This window comes from Pedobacter sp. WC2501, assembly GCF_052682415.1.
Window position 1 is genome coordinate 2,157,566 of sequence record NZ_JBQZFI010000001.1, and the last position, 19,105, is coordinate 2,176,670.

Sequence of the window (19,105 nt, forward strand, 5' to 3'; positions counted from 1 at the left end):
TTCGTTAGCTAATATAATCATTTAAAAAATATACACTATGGAAGGGAACTTAAATTTTAAAAAAGAAACTGTGGCATTTATTGGTGCAATTGAAAGCTTTTTTTCATCTAATGGCGTAAGCTACCATTTAAATTTTTTAAAAAACTGGTTAATCCCTCCACAGAACGAATTCGATTTTTCGCCCCAAAAGCACCCGGCACAGCTGTTGGTTTTTTACGAAAAACTGGTACCGCTTTTCGATTATTCGGATTTAATTTTTAACCACATTGAAACCGATACCGCATTTGTGAAAGCAATTGGGGCTGATGAATGTGGTGTGGAACGCGAAACGGTATTGCTCGATTACTATCCGAAACTGTTAAGCAGCGGAGAAATGCAAAACCCAAAACTTACCTTTCTTGATATTTTCCTGTTTTTTCAATCAGATACCTATAAGCTGGTTTACAAAGAATGGCTGTTGGCCGCGTTGGAAAATAACCTCGATCTGGATTGGGACCATTATGTTGCGGAGTTTTACGAAAATACCAAAAAAATGCTGGAGGCTTGCTGGCTCATCCACGAAAGGATTATTACCAGAAATAGTTTTAAAAAGATCGATCGCTACTACCATATGGCCATATTCGAAAGTACATCGCCTTTGGCTTTCGAACAGGAATTATTTAACGATCCATTTAAAGCAGTTGAATTTTTCTTTAGCCTGGATAACCTTAGCGGGCATAAAGCTTATTTAAAAAACTGGTATAAAGCCGCCTTGGCAGAAGAGCAATGTGTGAGCGATGTGGCCGATTATTTTTTCTTTTATAACCAATTTACAAAACTGCTTAATGCGGGTTATTTAATCACGGCTAAAAAACTAACTTATCAGGGCACTCCTCCCGAAGGTTTGCTTGCTGCTCAAGATCAATTTGTAAACAGCGATGCCTACCGCAAAGAACTGTGTGAGGTAAATACGCTGACTGCGGTACACATAGAAAATCCTTACCTGTTTGTGGAGTCCTTTTTTATTCCCGAAAAAATTAAACAGCTGCGGTTAGGTCTTTTAGAGTGGTTATATGCGGCTTTCAGTACCAGGAGCAGCATTAAACTAATGGATAAGGAATTTTTGTTTGAACAGTATGAAAGCATGATGATGATTATGGAAGCTTTTTTTGTAATGATCAATACTCCTGCATTAATTGAAAATGATGAAGGGGGTTATTATGTGGAGTAAATCTTTAAACCCGGGTCACGATGCGCTAAAAGATGAAAGCATAGTGCGTTTATTAAAGGGCATTACGGCTGCGGTACCTGCTCAGTATATTTATCTCCATAATAACTTTTTGGCTGGTAAGGCAGCACCAGAAATGCTGATTATGGTTTCGTTTAAACACGTGCGTATTTTAAACGAATTAACGCCGGTATTAAATATTGTGTTTAACGGGCAAATGGAATTGAGTTACCGGGTTTTCCATGTACATGAGGTGGAGCAGGCATTACTGCAGGGAAGTTTGTTTTTTTACTATGCCACTACCGCTCAAAATTGTTTATTCAGTATTTCCGGAAATTTTCTAAACGGGGGCACACCGGAACTTGTTGCAGATCAGGTGAGCACTACGTATCAGCAGGGAATTGATAAGGCCAATAAATTTTTATCGGGCGCAACATTCTATTTTAAACAGCAACATTTAGCCTACTGCGCTTTTATGTTGCATCAGGTTTTCGATCTGATGTATGGGGCCATTGAAACTCTGGTAATGGGAAAGGATAAAAAAACACACCGCATTAAAGTTCATCAATTGTATATTAAACCTTATGTAAAGCCGCTTTCCGAGCTATTTAATGATAGGGAAGAAGAGGTTAGCCTGTTGCATTTGCTTGATGAGGCTTATCTGGCTGTTCGCTACGAAAACAATTACATGATCAGCGAACCAGACTTGTTACGCCTGTTTGAGAAGGCAGATTTGTTGTATGTGCTTGCAGAACAGGTTTATCAGCGTATGATGAACAATCATTTCGATCAACAGCTTAGCAGAATAGGCATGGGTTAAGTGTTGTGGGTAAACTCAGTCGGTTTTTTTAAAATTCTAAACGAAATATTTACGCCGTATAATAAAAATAAATCCATTGTTTTGTTCAGGAAATGAGTGTTTAGTATTTCTTCGGCAACAGCAGCCCCGTTATTCGCTATAGCTCCGATGAAGAATCGGAGGCTGCCGCTACTACCGGGTTTATGAATAAGGGGTTGTGCAAAAACTGCGAAAATTGATGTTTGCCGGCTGTGCGATTAACCAGTAATAGTAATGCCTGCCTTGCCATCTAGACCCGATTGGAGTGAGCACGAGCCCGATATTTCATCGGGTGAAGTAAAACGGAAAGCGGGAAGAAACCTGAATAATTGTACTGAATTTGCTCTCCAAATAATTGGAAAAAAAACTCACTTTAGCTATTAACGCACATATTTAACGAAAATGAAATATAAACTTGTTTTTTCTGTCTTGTTGATCTGTTTGTAGTTAGTTTCACTTTTTAACCTTAGGACTGCCTGGCGATCATAAATTCTGAACAGATGCACCCGCACCATTGACCAGTTTAAAAGCCTGGAGAGAACAAACCACAAAAAAGGATTATAAAGTTGAGTATTAATACCAATAATAAATATCGTATAAATATATTTGCCATAGGATCTGTTATGAGTTCAGGTCCTGATCTCAAAACTCAATATTTAACCAATGAATAAATTCGAAAGCCGTTACGCTCAAAGCCCTAAGGAAGTTAAACAAATGGATACCGCAGCTTTGCGGGAAAATTTCTTAATTGAAAACGTATTTGAGGCCAACCAAGTAAACCTAACCTTATCTCATTTTGATAGGTATATTGTTGGTGGTGCAATGCCAGTTGATCAGAAAATAGCACTTTCAAACCCTGATGATTTAAAAGCAACTTACTTTTTAGAACGCAGGGAACTGGGTATCATCAATGTTGGTGGAAAAGCTATTGTTACTGCTGACGGCGAAAAATACGAACTGGATTATAAAGAAGCCTTGTACATTGGCAAGGGTACTAAAGAGGTATTTTTTGAATCTGCCACACCAGGCGAAGCCGCTAAATTATACATCAATTCTGCCCCTGCGCATCATACTTACCCTACTAAAAAGGTAAGCAAAGCTGAAGCGGAGATTGTAGAGTTGGGTACACCAGAAACAGCAAATCATAGAATAATTAACAAATTGTTGGTGAACAGTGTTTTGCCAACCTGCCAGTTGCAAATGGGTATGACCGAGTTAAAATCGGGCAGTGTTTGGAATACCATGCCTGCACATACGCACGATAGGAGGATGGAAGCCTATTTCTATTTCGAAGTTCCAAAAGGGCAGAGTGTTTGTCACTTTATGGGTCAGCCACAAGAAACCCGTCACATCTGGATGCAGAGCGATCAGGCGGTAATTTCGCCAAACTGGTCTATCCATTCCGGAGCAGGTACAAGCAACTATACTTTTATCTGGGGGATGGCCGGCGAAAACTTAGATTATGGCGATATGGATCATTGTGCCATTAACGAACTGAAATAATAATTTCTTACCGTTATCTCGATCCGATAGCTATCGGATGAAGCGTAGCGGAATGGAGAGATCTAAAAACTGAATTTTAAACATCATGTCTGACATATTTAATTTAGCAGGTAAAACTGCATTAGTTACTGGCTGTAAAAGAGGAATAGGGAAAGCTATGGCTTTAGCTTTGGCCGAGGCAGGTGCCGATATTATCGGTGTTTCTGCAAGTCTCGAACTTCAGGGCAGTATCGTTGAGAAAGAAATTTTAGCACTGGGTAGAAAATTTTATGCTTACCAGTGCGATTTTAGTAAACGCGAAAAGACCCTGGCTTTTGCGGCCCAGGTAAAAGCAGATCATCCTGTTATTGATATTTTGGTAAATAACGCCGGAACAATTTTGCGTCAGCCAATTGCCGAACATTCAGATGAATATTGGGATGAAGTAATTGCGGTAAACCAAACGGCGCCGTTTATTTTAACACGCGAAATTGGCAGGGAGATGATTGCCAGAGGAAGTGGAAAAGTAATTTTCACGGCATCATTACTATCATTCCAGGGTGGTATTACCGTTCCTGGTTATGCCGCCAGTAAAGGTGCAATTGCTTCTTTAACCAAGGCTTTTGCAAATGAATGGGCTTCAAAGGGTGTAAATGTAAATGCAATAGCTCCCGGATATATTGCAACCGATAATACTTCTGCTTTACGCGAAGATCAGGATAGAAGCACTTCTATATTATCCCGTATACCTGCCGGAAGATGGGGAACACCAGAAGATTTTAAAGGACCAACAATATTCCTGGCCTCGCCGGCTAGTGATTATGTGCATGGAACAATTTTGACCGTTGATGGCGGTTGGATGGGACGTTAGTTAGTCAAGAGTCTTGAGTCCTTAGTCCTGAGTCGACAGTTTGGGATTTATATTTAAAGAAGTCAAGTTTTTGAAACTTGACTTCTTTTCTTATTTCGAAAGCCTGGAAAGTTTTTATGCGTTTCGAACGCCAAACGCTCAACGCCCAAACGCTGAACTAGTAAAGATTATAAATCTCCTTAATATCTTTCAGAATAGCTTCAAAATCGATTTTAAGGTCGATTAATTTACCTGTATGGATATCGAAAACCCAGCCATGTACCGTTATCCCACGGTTGGTTATTGCTTCCTGTACTGCTGCGGTTTTTAACAGGTTTACGCATTGTTCCTGCACGTTAAGTTCTACAAGGCGGTTATAGCGTGTGCCTTCATCCTCAATAGCATTTAGCTCATCTCTATGGATGCGGTAAACATCACGGATATTTCTTAACCATGGATTAAGTATGCCCATATCTGCAGGTTGCATTGCCGCCTTAACACCTCCGCAGTTGTAGTGACCGCAAACCACAATATGGTTCACTTTCAAATGGCGCACAGCATAGTTTAAAACCGTCATTACGTTTAAATCTACGTTGTTTACCAGGTTCGCTACATTCCGGTGTACAAAAGCTTGACCTGGTTGTATGCCCATTAAATCTTCTGCTGTAACACGGCTATCTGAACATCCGATATATAAAAACTCCGGACTCTGTCCTTTTGATAGTTCAGTAAAGTAATCAGGATTAATAGCCAGTTTATCGGCGATCCATTTTTCGTTGTTCTTAAAAACGTCTTCTACATTCATATTTGTGCTTTAAATAGCCTTTTTAAGGTATATAAATTATGTTAAGCTGTTATTTATGCGGATATAAAATTAACAAAGATTTTCTGATTCCGGCAGCATTCTTCGTCTGTGATTGTTGTATTCAAATTGAAATAAATGGGCCATGCAGATTTTCTTTTATAGTTTGTTCTAACAAATTTTATGCTTAAATGTTTGCTGATTTTGAGCAATTGAGGAAGGAAACGCAAGGTAGAAATTGTTGAGGGGTGTAGTCCTGGTACAGTTATCTTAATCTTTCCAGCAGCTTTTTCATACTGGTTAGCTGCAGGATGTTTTTAAATTCAGGTGTATCAAAACCACCTTTAGCGATTACCTGCTTCAGGCTTCTGTTAAAACTTCTTACAGAGATACCCAGATAGGCGGCCATGTCTTCCTTAGAGATGGAAATATGCTCATCAGCCTGCAATTTAAGCAATTTTAAAAGCGCATATTCTAAAGTGTATAACTGTTGAAACGATGCCCGCGTACTGGTCTGGATAATTCTGGTAGACAATTCCTGGAGTAAGATGGTAGTAAACTCAACACTTTTATTAATCAGCGAAAGGAAAAGATGATCAGGTATCACATAGGCAGTAACCTCACTTATTGCGGCTACATTGCACAAACAATTGATCTTTTTTATAGCTTCTAATTCGCCAACCACTTCGCCCTTACCTAAAAATTCGATAATAAAATCTTTACCGTTTTCTTCAGAAATAAAACATTTGCTAATCCCATCTTTAATAATGTAAATGTTGCTGATTTTTTCACCCTGCTCAATAAATCTATACCCTGCTTTAAAGTTTTTAAGCGTAATGGCCTCTTCTTTGTTTTCAGTGCTAAAACGCTCAATAAATGACAAGAAAGTAAGGTTGGTACGTAGCATATTTATTTAGTCGAGACAATTGTCCTTTTTTAAAGGTAGTTGTTGCTTTACTTTTGTGGTGCTAAAGTAAGCATAACCATGAAAAATCAAATTACTGTAATTGCTTTTGATGCTGATGATACCCTTTGGGTAAATGAACCCTATTTCCGCGAAACCGAAGAGCAGTTTGCAGGCCTTTTAGAAGATTTTATGCCGCGGCACAACATCCTGGCAGAGCTTTACAAAACAGAAATAGCCAATTTACCACTTTATGGTTATGGAATTAAAGGTTTTGTATTGAGTATGATCGAAACCGTTTTAAGGATAACAGCAGGTAAAATAGACCCTGTTGTGATTAGCAGGGCAATAGCACTCGGGCAGGAAATGCTCAATAAACCGGTAGAACTGCTTGATGGGGTAGAAGAAGTACTGAAAGCCCTGCATGGAAAATATAAACTGGTAGTGGCTACCAAAGGCGATTTGCTTGATCAGCAACGGAAATTGACCAAATCGGGACTGGATCATTATTTTCACCATATCGAAATTATGAGTGATAAACAGGAAAGCGATTATCAAAAACTGCTCAAACACCTGGATTGTAAACCTGAAGCATTTTTAATGCTGGGCAATTCCTTAAAATCGGATGTTTTACCGGTACTAAATATTGGTGGACATGCCGTTCACATCCCTTTTCACACTACATGGGTGCATGAGCACATTGATCATACCATTGAACATATAAATTTTTACCAGATGGAAAGTCTATCTGATGTTTTACCAAAATTAATTGAATGAAAGAAAAAATAGATATCAATACCTGGATCAGAAAAGATCATTTTAAATTTTTTAGCGTCTTTGAAGAACCATTTTTCGGCGTAACCGTAGAGGTAGATTGTACCGCTACCTACGAAGAAGCAAAAGAAAACAATGTTTCTTTTTTCCTGCTTTACCTGCACAAATCGCTGGTAGCTGCCAATCAGGTAGAGCCTTTTAGCTACCGCATTATAAATGGTGAAGTTTGGAAATACGATACCGTAAATGCTTCGGTTACCATTAACCGGCCAAACGGAACTTTTGGGTTTGGTTATATGGATTTCTATGAGGATTTTGAAGATTTTAGAACAGCAGCCAATCAGGAGATTGAAAAAGTACAGGCCAGCACTGGTTTAATCCCTTCCTCATCGGGCGAAAATGTAATCCATTATTCGGCACTGCCCTGGTTAAATTTTACTTCTTTATCGCATGCCCGAAATTATGCTTACCAGGATAGCTGTCCTAAAATATCTTTTGGCAAGCTTAGAGATGAAAATGAAAGAAAAATAATGTCGGTTTCTATACATGTAAACCATGCTTTGATGGATGGATTTAACGTTGCCCAGTTTGTAGACTGCTATCAGGCGCTGTTAAACCGCAAAGAAGTTAATGCTTACGGCTAATCTAAGCCTTGAATGAATAAAATCTAAAGGGGATTTAATATCCGGTTAATATTAGGATTTTATTTTCGGGTGATGTTTATAATTGCCGTTGCTGTTCCGTTTTACCTTTTGGCTATCGTAGCCATCTGTTATATGGATACGGCTTTTAAGGCCATTATGTTTTTTGTAATGTTGCTCATTGCCACATTTGTACTTTTTTTATTCATCAATTATCCTATGCAATCGGCATTTGGTGTAATCTGTTTAATGGCATTGTTTGCTGTTAAAATTAAAGATTAATTAAAAAGATAAATTATCATTTGCATTCGAGAAAGTATTTGCTATTTTTGCTGCTCAAGCCGGAAGCTTGTTTTCAATAATTGATTTGGTCATTCTCACTTTGGTTATTGAATATTTAAATTTTGGGGGATTAGCTCATTTGGCTAGAGCGCTTCGCTGGCAGTGAAGAGGTGATCGGTTCGAATCCGATATTCTCCACCATGATTAAAAAGCTCCGAAAGGGGCTTTTTTTATGCCCTGACCGTAATTAACCAGTAATTTTGATGGTCAATTCTAATAATAGTATGATAGTTTTATAAGTAATTAATATCAACTTATGACAAATTTTCATACTATTGCCCGACTAAAAACCTACCATGGCAACCATCAACTTTAAAGTATTTAAGAAGCACAAAAATATAACGTTAAGTTGAATGATTTACCACAATAAAAAGAGAGTGTATTTGGGCACTTCTCATTTTGTCGTTGATGGACAGTTGAAAAAAGATTATACAATAAAGGATAAGGATTTACTGGCACTACTTACCTCTGAACTGGGGGATTATAGAAAACGGATTAGTGAGTTTGGAAATACCATAAATCATTTAAGTGCAATTGAATTGGGTAAGTTAGGCGGACAATCAGTTGAAAAAATAGCTAGGACAAAGTTCAGCATTGTAACTACAAACGCAAATACCAAATCGCTGGTCAAACCGTCATTAAACAATGGCTTAACTCAAATGAATCTTGAGTTTTTTAGTTTCCTATTAAATTGATTAAGACCTTAACACAAAGATGAGAACTGATGATTTCAGCCAAACTGTAAAAGATAAAGTTGCAGAACGAGCAGCACATATTTGTTCAAACCCAACCTGTAATCGGATAACAATTGGACCGGATAATACAAATCCGATGGCCTCAACTAAGGGAGGTATTGCAGCTCATATTTGTGCAGCAAGTCCGGGCGGGGCAAGATATGATATGTCACAAACACCGGCACAGCGTTCAAGCATCGCCAACGCAATATGGCTCTGTGCATCATGTGCGCTAATTATAGATAAAAATAATGGGTTAGATTATCCAGCACCGGATTTAAGAAAGTGGAAAATTGATCATGAAAAATTAATTAAAGAATGCCTTGAGGGAAGCAGGCGTGTAATTTTCCAATTCCAAAAGCTAACCGATCAAGCAGGTTCCTGCAGGCAAATCATAAAATTCCTGGAACAACGGGGTGCATTGTTTGTAGATTTAAACCATGAAATTCCATATTACGTTTTTGAAAGCGTAAAGGAAATCCGGACATTTCTAACACAAATGCAAACCAACATAATTCCTGAGTCTCCTTTGGAAGTAATGATAGACTCTATTAACATGGCTTGTAGAGTTTTCATGAATACTACTACACCGAACATATCAATGACCGAGTTGAGCTATAGCTTAGGGGCAATGAGAAAGATCGTTGGCCTAAATCTTTTAGATATGGGCAAGGTGTATGGTGTAAAAATTACTGGAGATTTAAATAAAATTTTACTTGTCAACTAATCGAACCTTAGTTATCGGTTTTACCTGCTTCAACGAATTCTGTCTGCGTAAAAATGGATGGGTTTCTTACAAAATTTTCAATGCGATGGGTAAGTAAGGCATCAAAGCGATCTTTGCTATCTCTGGCATATCCAATGTAGCGCATAAATTCTTTCATGTCCATAACATGAATCCAAATCTTAACCTCGATCATGGCGTTGAGTAAGGTCAAGATAGTTTTTTCCCATTCCCCAAATGGTAACAGTTCAGAAACTAAAATAATACCATGTGGCAATAGTTGCCTATCGAATATAATTTCATTCCCTTTGGTGTCATAAATTGGAACATTCTCTATAATCTTTTTCGTTGTGCCAATGAGTTGCTTAGTTGCCTTTGCAATTTGATTTTGCAACCCGGCAACTTTTCTTTCCATTGTCCGCTCTTTCTCAAGGTTATTTACACCCAGTGCCTTTGCCTCAATTAAGAAAATCCCATATTGGGAGTAAGCGAGAACATCTATAAGTTCCCGGGTATTTGCTTTATGCGGTATTCGTGGTCCCCGGTGTATATCTTCGCCGAATATCGATCCAAGGGTAACCAAAATTTCCTTTTCTAAAATGCCACCCTCATCATCATCTGCAATATAAGTGTCTGCTTTTTCATGCTCCGCCAAAAAGGTATTTTCCATAATTATCCAGTCGCTTAAGGTACCCACAATTGCTAAAGTTTGTATTTGATTCGGGTCTGTATAAGATCTATCCAGGCCAAGGCTATACTGAAAGCAATCTAAAGAATTATGCAACTTTTCTGTAAAATCTCCTTTGTGCAATTGTTTCGCATTTCCTAATAGGGCAAGCACATCATGTTTAGCTTTTTCAGTTAGGGCTAATGTCGCTGTAGCCTGGCATACGTTTAATTCATTATGAAAGTGAATATACACTTTATCCAAATTCATGATCTTAGCAATTGATAAATGTTCGTCCAAAAATCGCTGAGCACAGGATAAAACAAGATAATGAACAGGATCGTCATAAATACGAAGACCGACATGGAATATATTAGGTGTTTGATTTTCATCCCTGCCAAAAAGGAATTCAATCTTACAGCCTTTTATTAACGCTTTGATAGATGGAGAGGTAGTTTTTACCATTATCTTCGATCCGTACTCATCGCTGATATACCATATTGCTGCCTGCTCATGGCGCAACTCTTGATAAATTCTTTCTGCAGTTTCCATACCTCTAATCTTCTATTCCCCGATCTTTGAGGTTTTTCACTTTTTCCAACATCTCTAAAATATGTGGTGGGTAACTTCCCTCAAAATATTCAAATACCAAAGGATTACCCCAAAGAAAATGCGAAGTAAATTCAATCCATAAATCCACGCTAACTACCCCATTTAACTTAAATAATTTTTCAGAGTAAGTTTTAATGTGGCTGCTGTTCTTTGCATTAAAATTAAAATCATCATCCCGTCTTCTGTAATATTCATCTGTTGTGTAAAAATGTATTGCACCATCAAAGTGCCTGAAATAGCCTTTATCCAATACATATTCGGCATGAACATACCTTACAGGATAGTATTCTACTCCATCAATCTCAACTTTAGTTTCTTCTGTTTTAAATTCTTCCGCCTGGAAACTTTTTATACCCTCTTTGGATGACCACTTAATATCCAAAGAATAAATATCCGCAAAGAAAAAGGAGATATGATGCGGGGCTAAGTCTAAAGGTGGCCGTAGTTTTGTATTGCCATCGCTCATCTTACCAATATCCTTGTTAAATTTTGCACCATACCAAGTATCCAATTCCATGTAGCCCAATCCCTCTGTATTTAAGCTCAGGGCATCAAAATCAATGGAAATGTATGACTCGATATTGGGTTCTTTTATATTCCAGAAGAATTCTACGAACCGTGGGGCAAAATTATTGTGCAAGGTATAGGCTCGCCTGAAATATCGACTGGCCAGCAATACGCTACTCTTACCATAAAGATTGCCATTGGCGAAACGACGCCTTTCAAAACTGGCTAATAAAGTATTGAAATCAAGCAAACCCTCTTTGTCCTTTTCTAAGTTCGGATATATAAGGCCAACGATATTTGGACAGCAAACTACTATTCCAATAGTTCTAAAAAGTTTAAAATTATCTGTGGTTAGCTGAACGCCCTTTTTACCAGCCTCAACTATAAAAACTTCTATCTTCTCTGCATTCTTTGATAATTCTTCCTTTTCTTTTTCAAGCTGCCTTTGTTTTTGCACTTCAAAGAAATTTTCTTCTGAATCCATTTTCTAAAATGTGTAACTGTCGACATTGAATACGTAAACAACATTCTTGATAAAAATAAACATATTGGAAAAAGTTAACTATAAGTTTTGCTGGACTTTTCCCAAAGAATTCATCTTCAACTGTAGTAAAAATTCGCACTGCAGCAAGTTTTGCGAAGTTGCATTGAAGTAGAGAATTATTCTCCTGTGCTTAATAGCTTAGTAGTTACGAGCGTTGATTTTTTCATGTTTTTGATTTATTGGTGGCAATTTAAAGAATAAAGTCAAGAATTAATTACGCAAAAGTTCACGATGTAAATCATCAGCATTTTTAAAGTACCCAATAAATACCACTATTAATTTTACAATGATCAAAGCGAATGAAAATGTAATTCCGATAGCAATCAGAAATCCGCCCAAATGAAGTGGTTCTCTGAATAACATAGTCCCGAAGCCTAAAAGAAAAAATACACAGATAATTGGTAGGGCTCGTAAAAAGCCAACTTGGTAAGAATCAAATTCGTACTTGCTATAGAATACGATTATGGCTACGATCACTATCCCAGTGAGAAATAAAACCATTAATAATTGCTCATAGTTGTTTATAATAAACGGTATATAATGTAAATTTCCTTTCTTTTCCAAAACGTTATAAATGTATAAATTTTCAATCCAGATTCCTTTCATCAATTGACCCACAAGGGCTATAACTGAGATAAAAATCGAAAGCTTGGCAAGTTTCTTGGTGTCATTGTTTGCTTTAATTGAGCTTAAATAGTAAGCATCTTCTAATCGGTTTTCCATAATAATTAGGTCTTGGTTTATCTCCGCCAATTTAAAACGTAAATAGGATTATTGCAACGATAATATTATCACCAATCTTCTGTGCCAAGGTAGAAGAAAACTCAGCCAAATTACCCAAAATGATAAATAAAAAACCGCTTTTAAACCATCAAAAACAGCGTTTAAGCAACGCAATTGATGAAATTTCAAATCCGATATTCTCCACTTAAACGCTTAATTGTTTGTTTTTCAAATGATTAATCGTTTTTTTTTGTTTAATGGTTGTCTGAGTTTTCTAAGTTTCATCATGCTGTGTGCTTTGTAAACATTGCAGTAGTCTGCCTGATTTTTAGATGTGGATCTTCATGGCTGTAATTCATTTCTCGATAGCAATTTCAAATAGGTTAAAATTTTCCCGCTGTGCTCTGCTTCGTGATAGTTAGCGGCTTGCAATGCCTGGATATGATTTTTCACTTGAAATCCGATAGGTAACTCAAAGGGTTCATAATTGATAAATAATCCAGATTCCAGATCTAATTCAAGGTGGTTAACTGTTTCAATCAATAACCGTTTCACCTCATTAACATCTGGAGTAGTTTTCCAGGTACCTGGAGACGATCCAATTTTGAAGGACTCCATAAATTCTTTAGTTATATACATTGGTAATCCGCTACGCATGTACATATGCCGCTGTTGAGAAGTGATGCAATGACCAATTTGCCAAATTATATTATTGTTAAAACCTTCTGGAATTTTAAATAATATTTCGGAATTAGTTGTTTCCATTAATTGGTAAAGCCTCATCCTGCTTGCCCTTAAAATTTCACATTCGAAACGCTCAATAATCATTTAAGTTTGGTTTAAGTCCTTCGTTACAGAAGAAACCGTAATGTTCTCTAAAGTAAACTTTTCAATATCAAAGTTTAAAATTTATCTCACTAGAAATCCTGGCGCAAAAGGATTGTATGATGGTTGCATCTATTGTGTGGTTAATACAGGCAGCCCATGCCTGTTCTGGTTTTAGCATATTGCCTGATCAGGAATGCAAATTCCCACTATACATGCCGCCGTCAAAATGACCTGCGGTTGTCTGCGTAATGAACAGCACAATATCAGTAGTTTGAATAGCCAGAAAGGTCGGACTTTCCATTTCAACCCATGCACTTTCGCCGCTGGCAAGCACTATAGTTTCATTGATTTTTATTCTGCCGTCAAATACATAGAACAGGAAGCTGCAATTTTCGGCTGGTGCTTCCGGCAGTGTAATGGCTTCGCCTGTTTCCAGCCTCACATCAATGAGCCAGGTATTGCTCCTGATCTGAAGTGGATAATCCTCACCCTTGCCTGCTATCTTTCGCCATAGGTTTTTACTGTAGGTTTCAGGCATTTGATAGAACTGAACCTGGGATGGCAAGCCTGCAGTTTCCGGCCGGATAAAAATCTGCAGCCCCTCTAAAATACCGCCTTCCGCGAGCACCCGCTCTTCATGTTCATATTTTGCTCCTGCATTCATTAACATCAGTCTCTGGCTAGAGATTACATCGGTGAATCCTTCAGAGTCCAGATGTTTTACTTTGCCATTTCTCAAATAGGTCAGGATCTCATCGTCGCGATGTGGATGCATTGGAATCAGTGTGCCTGGTGTTATCCTGGCGTGGTCAATCCGTCCGATTGTAGCAAAACCACTATCGTTTAGCTCGGGCCGGATAAGCCCGGGATATAAAATTTGTATGCCAAAGCCACCATGTTGTTTACCATATTTTATGGCATTTTCTATTTTCGTTATCATGTTCTGAATATCAGCTGTGAGGTGAATGATTAGTTGAGTTCCACTACAACTTTGCCGATGTAGCCACCTTGCTCAGCGTATTGATAGGCTTCTTTATATTGTGAAAATGGAAATACCTTGTTAACTTCAATCTCCAGTCCTTTCTTTATGGCTTCTAGTAAAATATCCGTGTATTTGGCAGATGGGGCAGAAAGTATGACCACGTGTTTTTTAGACCTGAATAAGTTCATGAAAAGTGATACCGGGATCTCAATTGGTTGAGGTGTAGGGTTTAGGAACAGCGCTTTGGCTTTCATGATTGATTTGGCCGTTTTGTAGCCCATTTTGCCTGAAAGATCAATCACAATATCGTAGGTGGCTGTGTTGGAAAGCACATTTTCTTTGGTATAGTCTATCACGGTATTTGCGCCCCATTTTTTTGCAAATGCTGTTCCTTTATTACTCGTAACAGCTGTTACGTTTGCACCCCTTTGTTTTAATAACTGTAATAAAAACATACCAAAACCTCCGGTTGCACCATTTACCAGGATATTTGTTTCGGAATTGATGTTCCCCATTTTTTCTAATGAAGTAACTGCTGCGGTACCCACTACCGGGATAGCGGCGGCCTGGGCAAAGCTGATTTGGGAAGGCTTTTTCCATACCAATGAAGCGGTTACCGCAACATATTCGGCTGATACGCCCTCTTTCATCATGTTTTTTACTACACCAAAAACTTCATCGCCTTTTTTAAGGCCGGTAACAGCAGCTCCGGTTTCTTCTACGATACCCGCAAAATCGGTTCCTGTATATTTTGGAAATTTTGAACCAGACATTAATGTCATTTCACCTTTCCTGATTTTCCAGTCCATTGGATTGATGGAAAATGCTTTTACTTTAACCAGTACCTGATTTGCTTTGATAGCAGGTACTGGTTGTTCTGTTGCTTGCAACACTTCTGTAGTTCCGAATTTTTGATATACGATTGCTTTCATGATATTTTTTTTAATTGTTTAAATTGATATCACAAAATTGCAAATAGCTACCCCATCAAACTTGTATCAGATCACTGTTATGAACCTTCGTGAAATTTGTGGCGTTCGATTATAGGATTATCTTTGTTAAAAAAATAATGTTATGAAAAACCCTGCTCAACTATTAGAAGACAGTTTACTGATCATCTGGAATAATCTAAATTCAGTTGAAAGACTTCAGGCTATGCAGCAGATTTACCACCAGGATATTCAGTTTTTTGAAAGTGATTCAGGCCGTGCAATTAGTGGATATGAAGCCATCAATAATCTCATAACGGGTTTGCAATCGGAGTGGGCACCTGAATTTTCTTTTCAGTTGAGTAAACCAGGTCAGACCAATCATAATATTCAAATCGCTTCGTGGACACTCGGCATTCCGGGCGAGCAGCCTGTTGCGAGTGGAACGGATGTAGCCATTATAGAAAATGAAAAAATCAAATCACTCCATTTATATCTGGATTAATGGAAGCAGTGGCTAAAAAATGTAAGCCTGTTTTACCTCAGTAAATTTCTATCAGATCGCTATTATACTTTAAGGCCTTTGGCGGCATGCCGAACATTTCGTACATGTACTTATTAAACTGTGGGAGATCGTAAAAACCGGTGTCGTAGGCAATATCCGTAAGGCTTCGGTCTTTGTCTGCGAGGGTAAGGTATATGGCTTGGCGCAATCTTGTCCATAACAAATATTTAGATAGGCTACTGCCTGTTTGCTGCTTAAATATGGACGCCAGACGGGATGGTGAAAGAAAAACGATATCAGCAAATGTTTGCGGCGTGATGTGCTGCTCAAAATAGTTCGCCTTGATATAATCAACTATTTTTGTAACCCTTTCATCGTAATCAGCAGAAGGCAATTTAGCGATTAGGGCATCAATGACCATGTTTATAGCTAAACTGTCTTTTGGTGTCTGAAAAAACATATTGGTTTCAGAAGGCGAGTCAAAAACAATATGATCCTGATTTGGTTTAAACCTGCTGGCCAGTTCCAGGCCAATGGTTGAATAAGGTTCAATATTCAGGACGTTCAATGTTCCTGTTTCCGCAATGCAAAAATGTGGAACATGCGGCTTGATCAGAAAACCATGGATACGCTCATGGAGTATTCTGCTGATTGTTGAGTTAAATGGGGTATCGTTTGATAAAACAATTTGGTAGGCAGAATGGTGAGTGATGGATCTCTACAGTGAGATTGCGGGCTTTAAGCGCTAAAATGAAAGGGTTATTATGGTGTTTGATCATGTAAATAATGACGTTGATACGATACAGGAAATTTACAAATTATAAGCGGTTATTCAGCTATCTGAACGCTAGCCCTCATGATATGATGGCGACCTGCCATTCGATGCCAATGGTCTAAGAATGAAATTTAAGTTTGTCAATCGCTTTATCAACTTTTTTATTCTCCCCGTATATTATGATTCCCGCCAGGTTGAGATCAGAATCTGCATGTTTTACGATTTCGCTGATATTGCCTTCTTCATTTTTCGTTGCAAAAAGTTCTTTGGTGTAAATGCCTATGTTTAATTCCCTTTCTGCTGCACGGTTAAAAGCACGTTTCAATTGCTCATCCGATTCAGCAGCATAAACAAGAATGGGATGCTTTATAAAAGGGAGGTATGGTGTGCCGGATGCACTTACCAGCGGTGCGCCGTGGGTTTCCGGAAAAGCTATTGCTATTGAACTTGCCAGGAAAGCGGTAACATTTAATTTTTGCCAGTCTTCTAAACTGTTTAGAATAACTACAGCTATCTTTTTATCATACATCTGATTTTATTTTTGGTTTATAGGAAACGAACTGATATCCATCGGTAAGTATCTGCTACCTATTGACCTGATGCCAGCCGTTACAACAACTTCATGCATTGTTAATTACGTAACCAGTTACGCAAATGTAAATAACTATTTTATTATTTGCAAAAAGCGTTGTTGAAATTTATTTTCCTGCCCAACCCAAACTTGTATGTTTGAAATCATCTGGAAATTTCAGGCCATAACCCAGCATACGGTCAAACGATGAATGTGCAACCAGTAGTAATCCTATGGAGATAATTACATCTATGTGCATCGTAAAACCAGCTGCGAGCAGCGCTATTGCTACTGCACGATGATGAAATAAGTTATAGGTGAAAGCACCTACGCGGGTATTCACCAGGTAACCTATCATAGAAAGATCAGGCGAAAAAAATAGCAATAGCCACAGCCAAACTGATAATCCCATATTATATTTCGTTAAGAAATAAATAGCTATTGCAGTTATGGCTGCTTCTTCAATTCTGATGGTGAAATCCATCACTTTTTGCTGATTCATGACAATGATTTTTGTTAGCTCAAATGTATGCCTGAAACAATGGGTAAGCTCTTGACAAAAATCAAGAAACCATTTTCCTCCGTATCCGGCTAAAAGTTTCAGGTGTCATGCCGAGCATAGAGGCCAGGTATTGAAGCGGTACCTGATTAAAAAGTTCGCGGTTGTGCTCGAAGAGTTTTTGATAACGGTCTTCGGCGGTCAGGGAAATGAGGTCCATGATCCGGTTCTCCATCATCACAAAACATTTACCCGTAAACAGTTTTTCAAATTCATGCCATTTGGGCACCAGTCTTCCCATCGTTAAATACGCTTCGTAATCGATCGTAAACAAACGCGTTTGTGTGAGTGCCTGGATATCAAACCGAGAGGCATTCCTGAACATAAAACCCTGGAGATCTGTGATGAAATAACCGGCAGTTCCTATCCATTGGGTAACTTCTTTTTCTGGCAGCTTTACAAAAACTCTCAAAATACCACTTTCTATAAAACTAAGTTTATTGCAGAATTTACCTGTTCTTAAGAAATAGTTTCCCTTTTCAATCACCTCGGGTTTAAATAATCCGCTCACTTTTTGACAGTCATCCGGACTAATGCCGAAATGGTGGTGGATATAACTTTCAAGTTCGTTCATCTATATTTTTTTATGATAAAGGTAGCTGCATTAAAATGCTCCAGGCCAAAACAGTGATCTGATACAAGTTTCCGTTTTTTGATCGTAGCATATTTGCATAGTCAATTATAAACAACAATTAAAAAATACAAAGATGAAAAAGAAAATAGTAATCCTTGGGGCTACCGGAACAGTAGGCAGTAAAATTTCAGAAATCCTTTTAAGCGAAGGACATGAGGTGACATTGATAGCCAGGCATACCGAAAAATTAGAAAGTTACCAGAGCCTGGGCGCTGAAATAATAGCAGGTGACATCACCGATGTTGAAACACTGACCGAAACCTTCAAAAATGCCGATAGCGCATTTGTGCTAATGCCCGATAATGTGAAGGCGGAAAATACCAGGGCCTACCAGCGAATGGTAACCAGTAAACTGATCGAAGCCATTGAGCACTCGGGCATCAAATATATTGTAAACATGAGTAGCCTTGGCTCTCACATGCACGAAGGCAATGGGATTATGGCGGGTAGCGGCGAGCAGGAAGTGAGGCTGAACCAGTTGAATGACGTGAATGTGCTGCACATCCGTTCCGCTTACTTTATGGAAAACTTCTTGAGAACAATTCCCCTGGTAAAAAACAAAGGGATCAACGGTACAGTCGCCGATGGCGATCACGCCATACCAATGGTGGCCACTCAGGATGTTGCAAAGATTGCCGCCCGTCATTTGGCCAACCTCGACTTTAGTGGTAAAAGTGTCCATGCCGTAATGGGTCCGAGAAATTATACCTATCGGGAATTTACCGGCATTATTGGTGAGGCCATTGGTAATACAGCGTTGCCCTATGTGCAGGTACCCGTTGAGCAAATGACCCAGACCTTTTTAGGCAATGGTTTTTCAGCCGATTTTGTAGCTAATTTATTAGAAATGGGAACAGCAATTAAAACTGGTTTTATGAATTATCAAAAAAGGGATGATGCTACTACCACGCCGACAACGGCAGAAGAATTTGTAAAAGCGTTCTACCTGCCACTTTACAATAAATAATCAA

General features: G+C 38.4%; 23 protein-coding genes and 1 tRNA gene. 12 read left to right on the top strand and 12 right to left on the bottom strand.

Annotated features, from left to right (window positions below; translation table 11 throughout):
• Positions 1 to 37: 37 nt before the first annotated feature.
• The 4 genes from ACUN24_RS09390 (at position 38) to ACUN24_RS09405 (ending at position 4,398) form a co-directional block, all read left to right on the top strand.
• Positions 38 to 1,210 carry a hypothetical protein gene (locus ACUN24_RS09390; protein WP_445562255.1) on the top strand — a complete coding sequence of 391 codons (1,173 nt, stop codon included), beginning with the start codon at positions 38 to 40 and terminating at the stop codon, positions 1,208 to 1,210.
• Entirely contained in the window at positions 1,182 to 2,027 is an 846-nt protein-coding gene (locus ACUN24_RS09395) for a HEPN domain-containing protein (protein WP_445562256.1), read from the top strand. Before ACUN24_RS09390 ends, ACUN24_RS09395 begins: the two co-directional genes overlap by 29 nt.
• Positions 2,028 to 2,708: 681 nt before the next feature.
• Positions 2,709 to 3,548, top strand: coding sequence for a 5-dehydro-4-deoxy-D-glucuronate isomerase (kduI, locus tag ACUN24_RS09400; RefSeq protein ID WP_445562257.1), 840 nt, complete (start codon positions 2,709 to 2,711; stop codon positions 3,546 to 3,548).
• 85 nt (positions 3,549 to 3,633) lie between these two features.
• Complete coding sequence (locus ACUN24_RS09405; protein WP_445562258.1) at positions 3,634 to 4,398, top strand: SDR family NAD(P)-dependent oxidoreductase; 765 nt, start codon at positions 3,634 to 3,636, stop codon at positions 4,396 to 4,398.
• 157 nt (positions 4,399 to 4,555) lie between these two features.
• On the opposite strand, the gene ACUN24_RS09410 is transcribed toward ACUN24_RS09405, so the two are convergent.
• Positions 4,556 to 5,182, bottom strand: a complete 627-nt coding sequence (locus ACUN24_RS09410) for a carbonic anhydrase (protein WP_445562259.1) — start codon at positions 5,180 to 5,182, stop codon at positions 4,556 to 4,558.
• A gap of 262 nt (positions 5,183 to 5,444) precedes the next feature.
• A complete protein-coding gene (locus ACUN24_RS09415; protein ID WP_445562260.1) occupies positions 5,445 to 6,086 on the bottom strand; it encodes a Crp/Fnr family transcriptional regulator in 642 nt (213 codons plus the stop codon).
• Positions 6,087 to 6,164: 78 nt separating this feature from the next.
• Here ACUN24_RS09415 and ACUN24_RS09420 point away from each other — a divergent pair, with 78 nt between their 5' ends.
• From ACUN24_RS09420 to ACUN24_RS09445, 6 genes are all read left to right on the top strand, one after another.
• Positions 6,165 to 6,860: an HAD family hydrolase gene (locus tag ACUN24_RS09420; protein WP_445562261.1), complete on the top strand. Its 696-nt coding sequence runs from the start codon at positions 6,165 to 6,167 to the stop codon at positions 6,858 to 6,860.
• On the top strand, positions 6,857 to 7,501 hold the full coding sequence (locus ACUN24_RS09425) for a CatA-like O-acetyltransferase (protein WP_445562262.1): 645 nt from the start codon (positions 6,857 to 6,859) through the stop codon (positions 7,499 to 7,501). Before ACUN24_RS09420 ends, ACUN24_RS09425 begins: the two co-directional genes overlap by 4 nt.
• 72 nt (positions 7,502 to 7,573) lie before the next feature.
• On the top strand, positions 7,574 to 7,780 hold the full coding sequence (locus ACUN24_RS09430; protein WP_445562263.1) for a hypothetical protein: 207 nt from the start codon (positions 7,574 to 7,576) through the stop codon (positions 7,778 to 7,780).
• Between the two features lie 124 nt (positions 7,781 to 7,904).
• Positions 7,905 to 7,981, top strand: a tRNA-Ala gene (locus tag ACUN24_RS09435).
• A 212-nt stretch (positions 7,982 to 8,193) separates the two neighbouring features.
• Positions 8,194 to 8,535, top strand: a complete 342-nt coding sequence (locus ACUN24_RS09440; protein ID WP_445562264.1) for a hypothetical protein — start codon at positions 8,194 to 8,196, stop codon at positions 8,533 to 8,535.
• A gap of 19 nt (positions 8,536 to 8,554) precedes the next feature.
• On the top strand, positions 8,555 to 9,301 hold the full coding sequence (locus ACUN24_RS09445; protein WP_445562265.1) for a hypothetical protein: 747 nt from the start codon (positions 8,555 to 8,557) through the stop codon (positions 9,299 to 9,301).
• Positions 9,302 to 9,308: 7 nt separating this feature from the next.
• On the opposite strand, the gene ACUN24_RS09450 is transcribed toward ACUN24_RS09445, so the two are convergent.
• The 6 genes from ACUN24_RS09450 to ACUN24_RS09475 all read right to left on the bottom strand — a co-directional run bounded on the left by ACUN24_RS09450 (position 9,309) and on the right by ACUN24_RS09475 (position 15,093).
• Positions 9,309 to 10,517 (bottom strand): hypothetical protein, encoded by a 1,209-nt coding sequence (locus ACUN24_RS09450; RefSeq protein WP_445562266.1) that lies wholly within the window; start codon positions 10,515 to 10,517, stop codon positions 9,309 to 9,311.
• A gap of 4 nt (positions 10,518 to 10,521) precedes the next feature.
• Entirely contained in the window at positions 10,522 to 11,568 is a 1,047-nt protein-coding gene (locus ACUN24_RS09455) for a hypothetical protein (protein ID WP_445562267.1), read from the bottom strand.
• 270 nt (positions 11,569 to 11,838) lie between these two features.
• Positions 11,839 to 12,351, bottom strand: a complete 513-nt coding sequence (locus ACUN24_RS09460; protein ID WP_445562268.1) for a hypothetical protein — start codon at positions 12,349 to 12,351, stop codon at positions 11,839 to 11,841.
• Positions 12,352 to 12,693: 342 nt separating this feature from the next.
• Positions 12,694 to 13,179, bottom strand: coding sequence for a DinB family protein (locus ACUN24_RS09465; RefSeq protein WP_445562269.1), 486 nt, complete (start codon positions 13,177 to 13,179; stop codon positions 12,694 to 12,696).
• Positions 13,180 to 13,366: 187 nt separating this feature from the next.
• Complete coding sequence (locus tag ACUN24_RS09470; RefSeq protein ID WP_445562270.1) at positions 13,367 to 14,119, bottom strand: pirin family protein; 753 nt, start codon at positions 14,117 to 14,119, stop codon at positions 13,367 to 13,369.
• 29 nt (positions 14,120 to 14,148) lie between these two features.
• Positions 14,149 to 15,093, bottom strand: coding sequence for an NAD(P)-dependent alcohol dehydrogenase (locus ACUN24_RS09475; RefSeq protein ID WP_445562271.1), 945 nt, complete (start codon positions 15,091 to 15,093; stop codon positions 14,149 to 14,151).
• A gap of 142 nt (positions 15,094 to 15,235) precedes the next feature.
• On the opposite strand from ACUN24_RS09475, the gene ACUN24_RS09480 reads away from it, so the two are divergent.
• Entirely contained in the window at positions 15,236 to 15,595 is a 360-nt protein-coding gene (locus tag ACUN24_RS09480; RefSeq protein WP_445562272.1) for a hypothetical protein, read from the top strand.
• Positions 15,596 to 15,632: 37 nt separating this feature from the next.
• Here the strand turns inward: ACUN24_RS09480 and ACUN24_RS09485 are convergent, their stop codons facing one another.
• The 4 genes from ACUN24_RS09485 to ACUN24_RS09500 all read right to left on the bottom strand — a co-directional run bounded on the left by ACUN24_RS09485 (position 15,633) and on the right by ACUN24_RS09500 (position 18,074).
• Positions 15,633 to 16,163, bottom strand: coding sequence for a helix-turn-helix domain-containing protein (locus ACUN24_RS09485; protein WP_445562273.1), 531 nt, complete (start codon positions 16,161 to 16,163; stop codon positions 15,633 to 15,635).
• A 325-nt stretch (positions 16,164 to 16,488) separates the two neighbouring features.
• Complete coding sequence (locus ACUN24_RS09490; RefSeq protein ID WP_445562274.1) at positions 16,489 to 16,899, bottom strand: DUF2000 family protein; 411 nt, start codon at positions 16,897 to 16,899, stop codon at positions 16,489 to 16,491.
• A 169-nt stretch (positions 16,900 to 17,068) separates the two neighbouring features.
• Complete coding sequence (locus ACUN24_RS09495; protein ID WP_445562275.1) at positions 17,069 to 17,443, bottom strand: DUF4260 domain-containing protein; 375 nt, start codon at positions 17,441 to 17,443, stop codon at positions 17,069 to 17,071.
• 61 nt (positions 17,444 to 17,504) lie between these two features.
• Positions 17,505 to 18,074: a Crp/Fnr family transcriptional regulator gene (locus tag ACUN24_RS09500; RefSeq protein ID WP_445562276.1), complete on the bottom strand. Its 570-nt coding sequence runs from the start codon at positions 18,072 to 18,074 to the stop codon at positions 17,505 to 17,507.
• Positions 18,075 to 18,207: 133 nt separating this feature from the next.
• Here ACUN24_RS09500 and ACUN24_RS09505 point away from each other — a divergent pair, with 133 nt between their 5' ends.
• Positions 18,208 to 19,101, top strand: coding sequence for an NmrA family NAD(P)-binding protein (locus ACUN24_RS09505; RefSeq protein WP_445562277.1), 894 nt, complete (start codon positions 18,208 to 18,210; stop codon positions 19,099 to 19,101).
• Positions 19,102 to 19,105 lie beyond the last annotated feature (4 nt).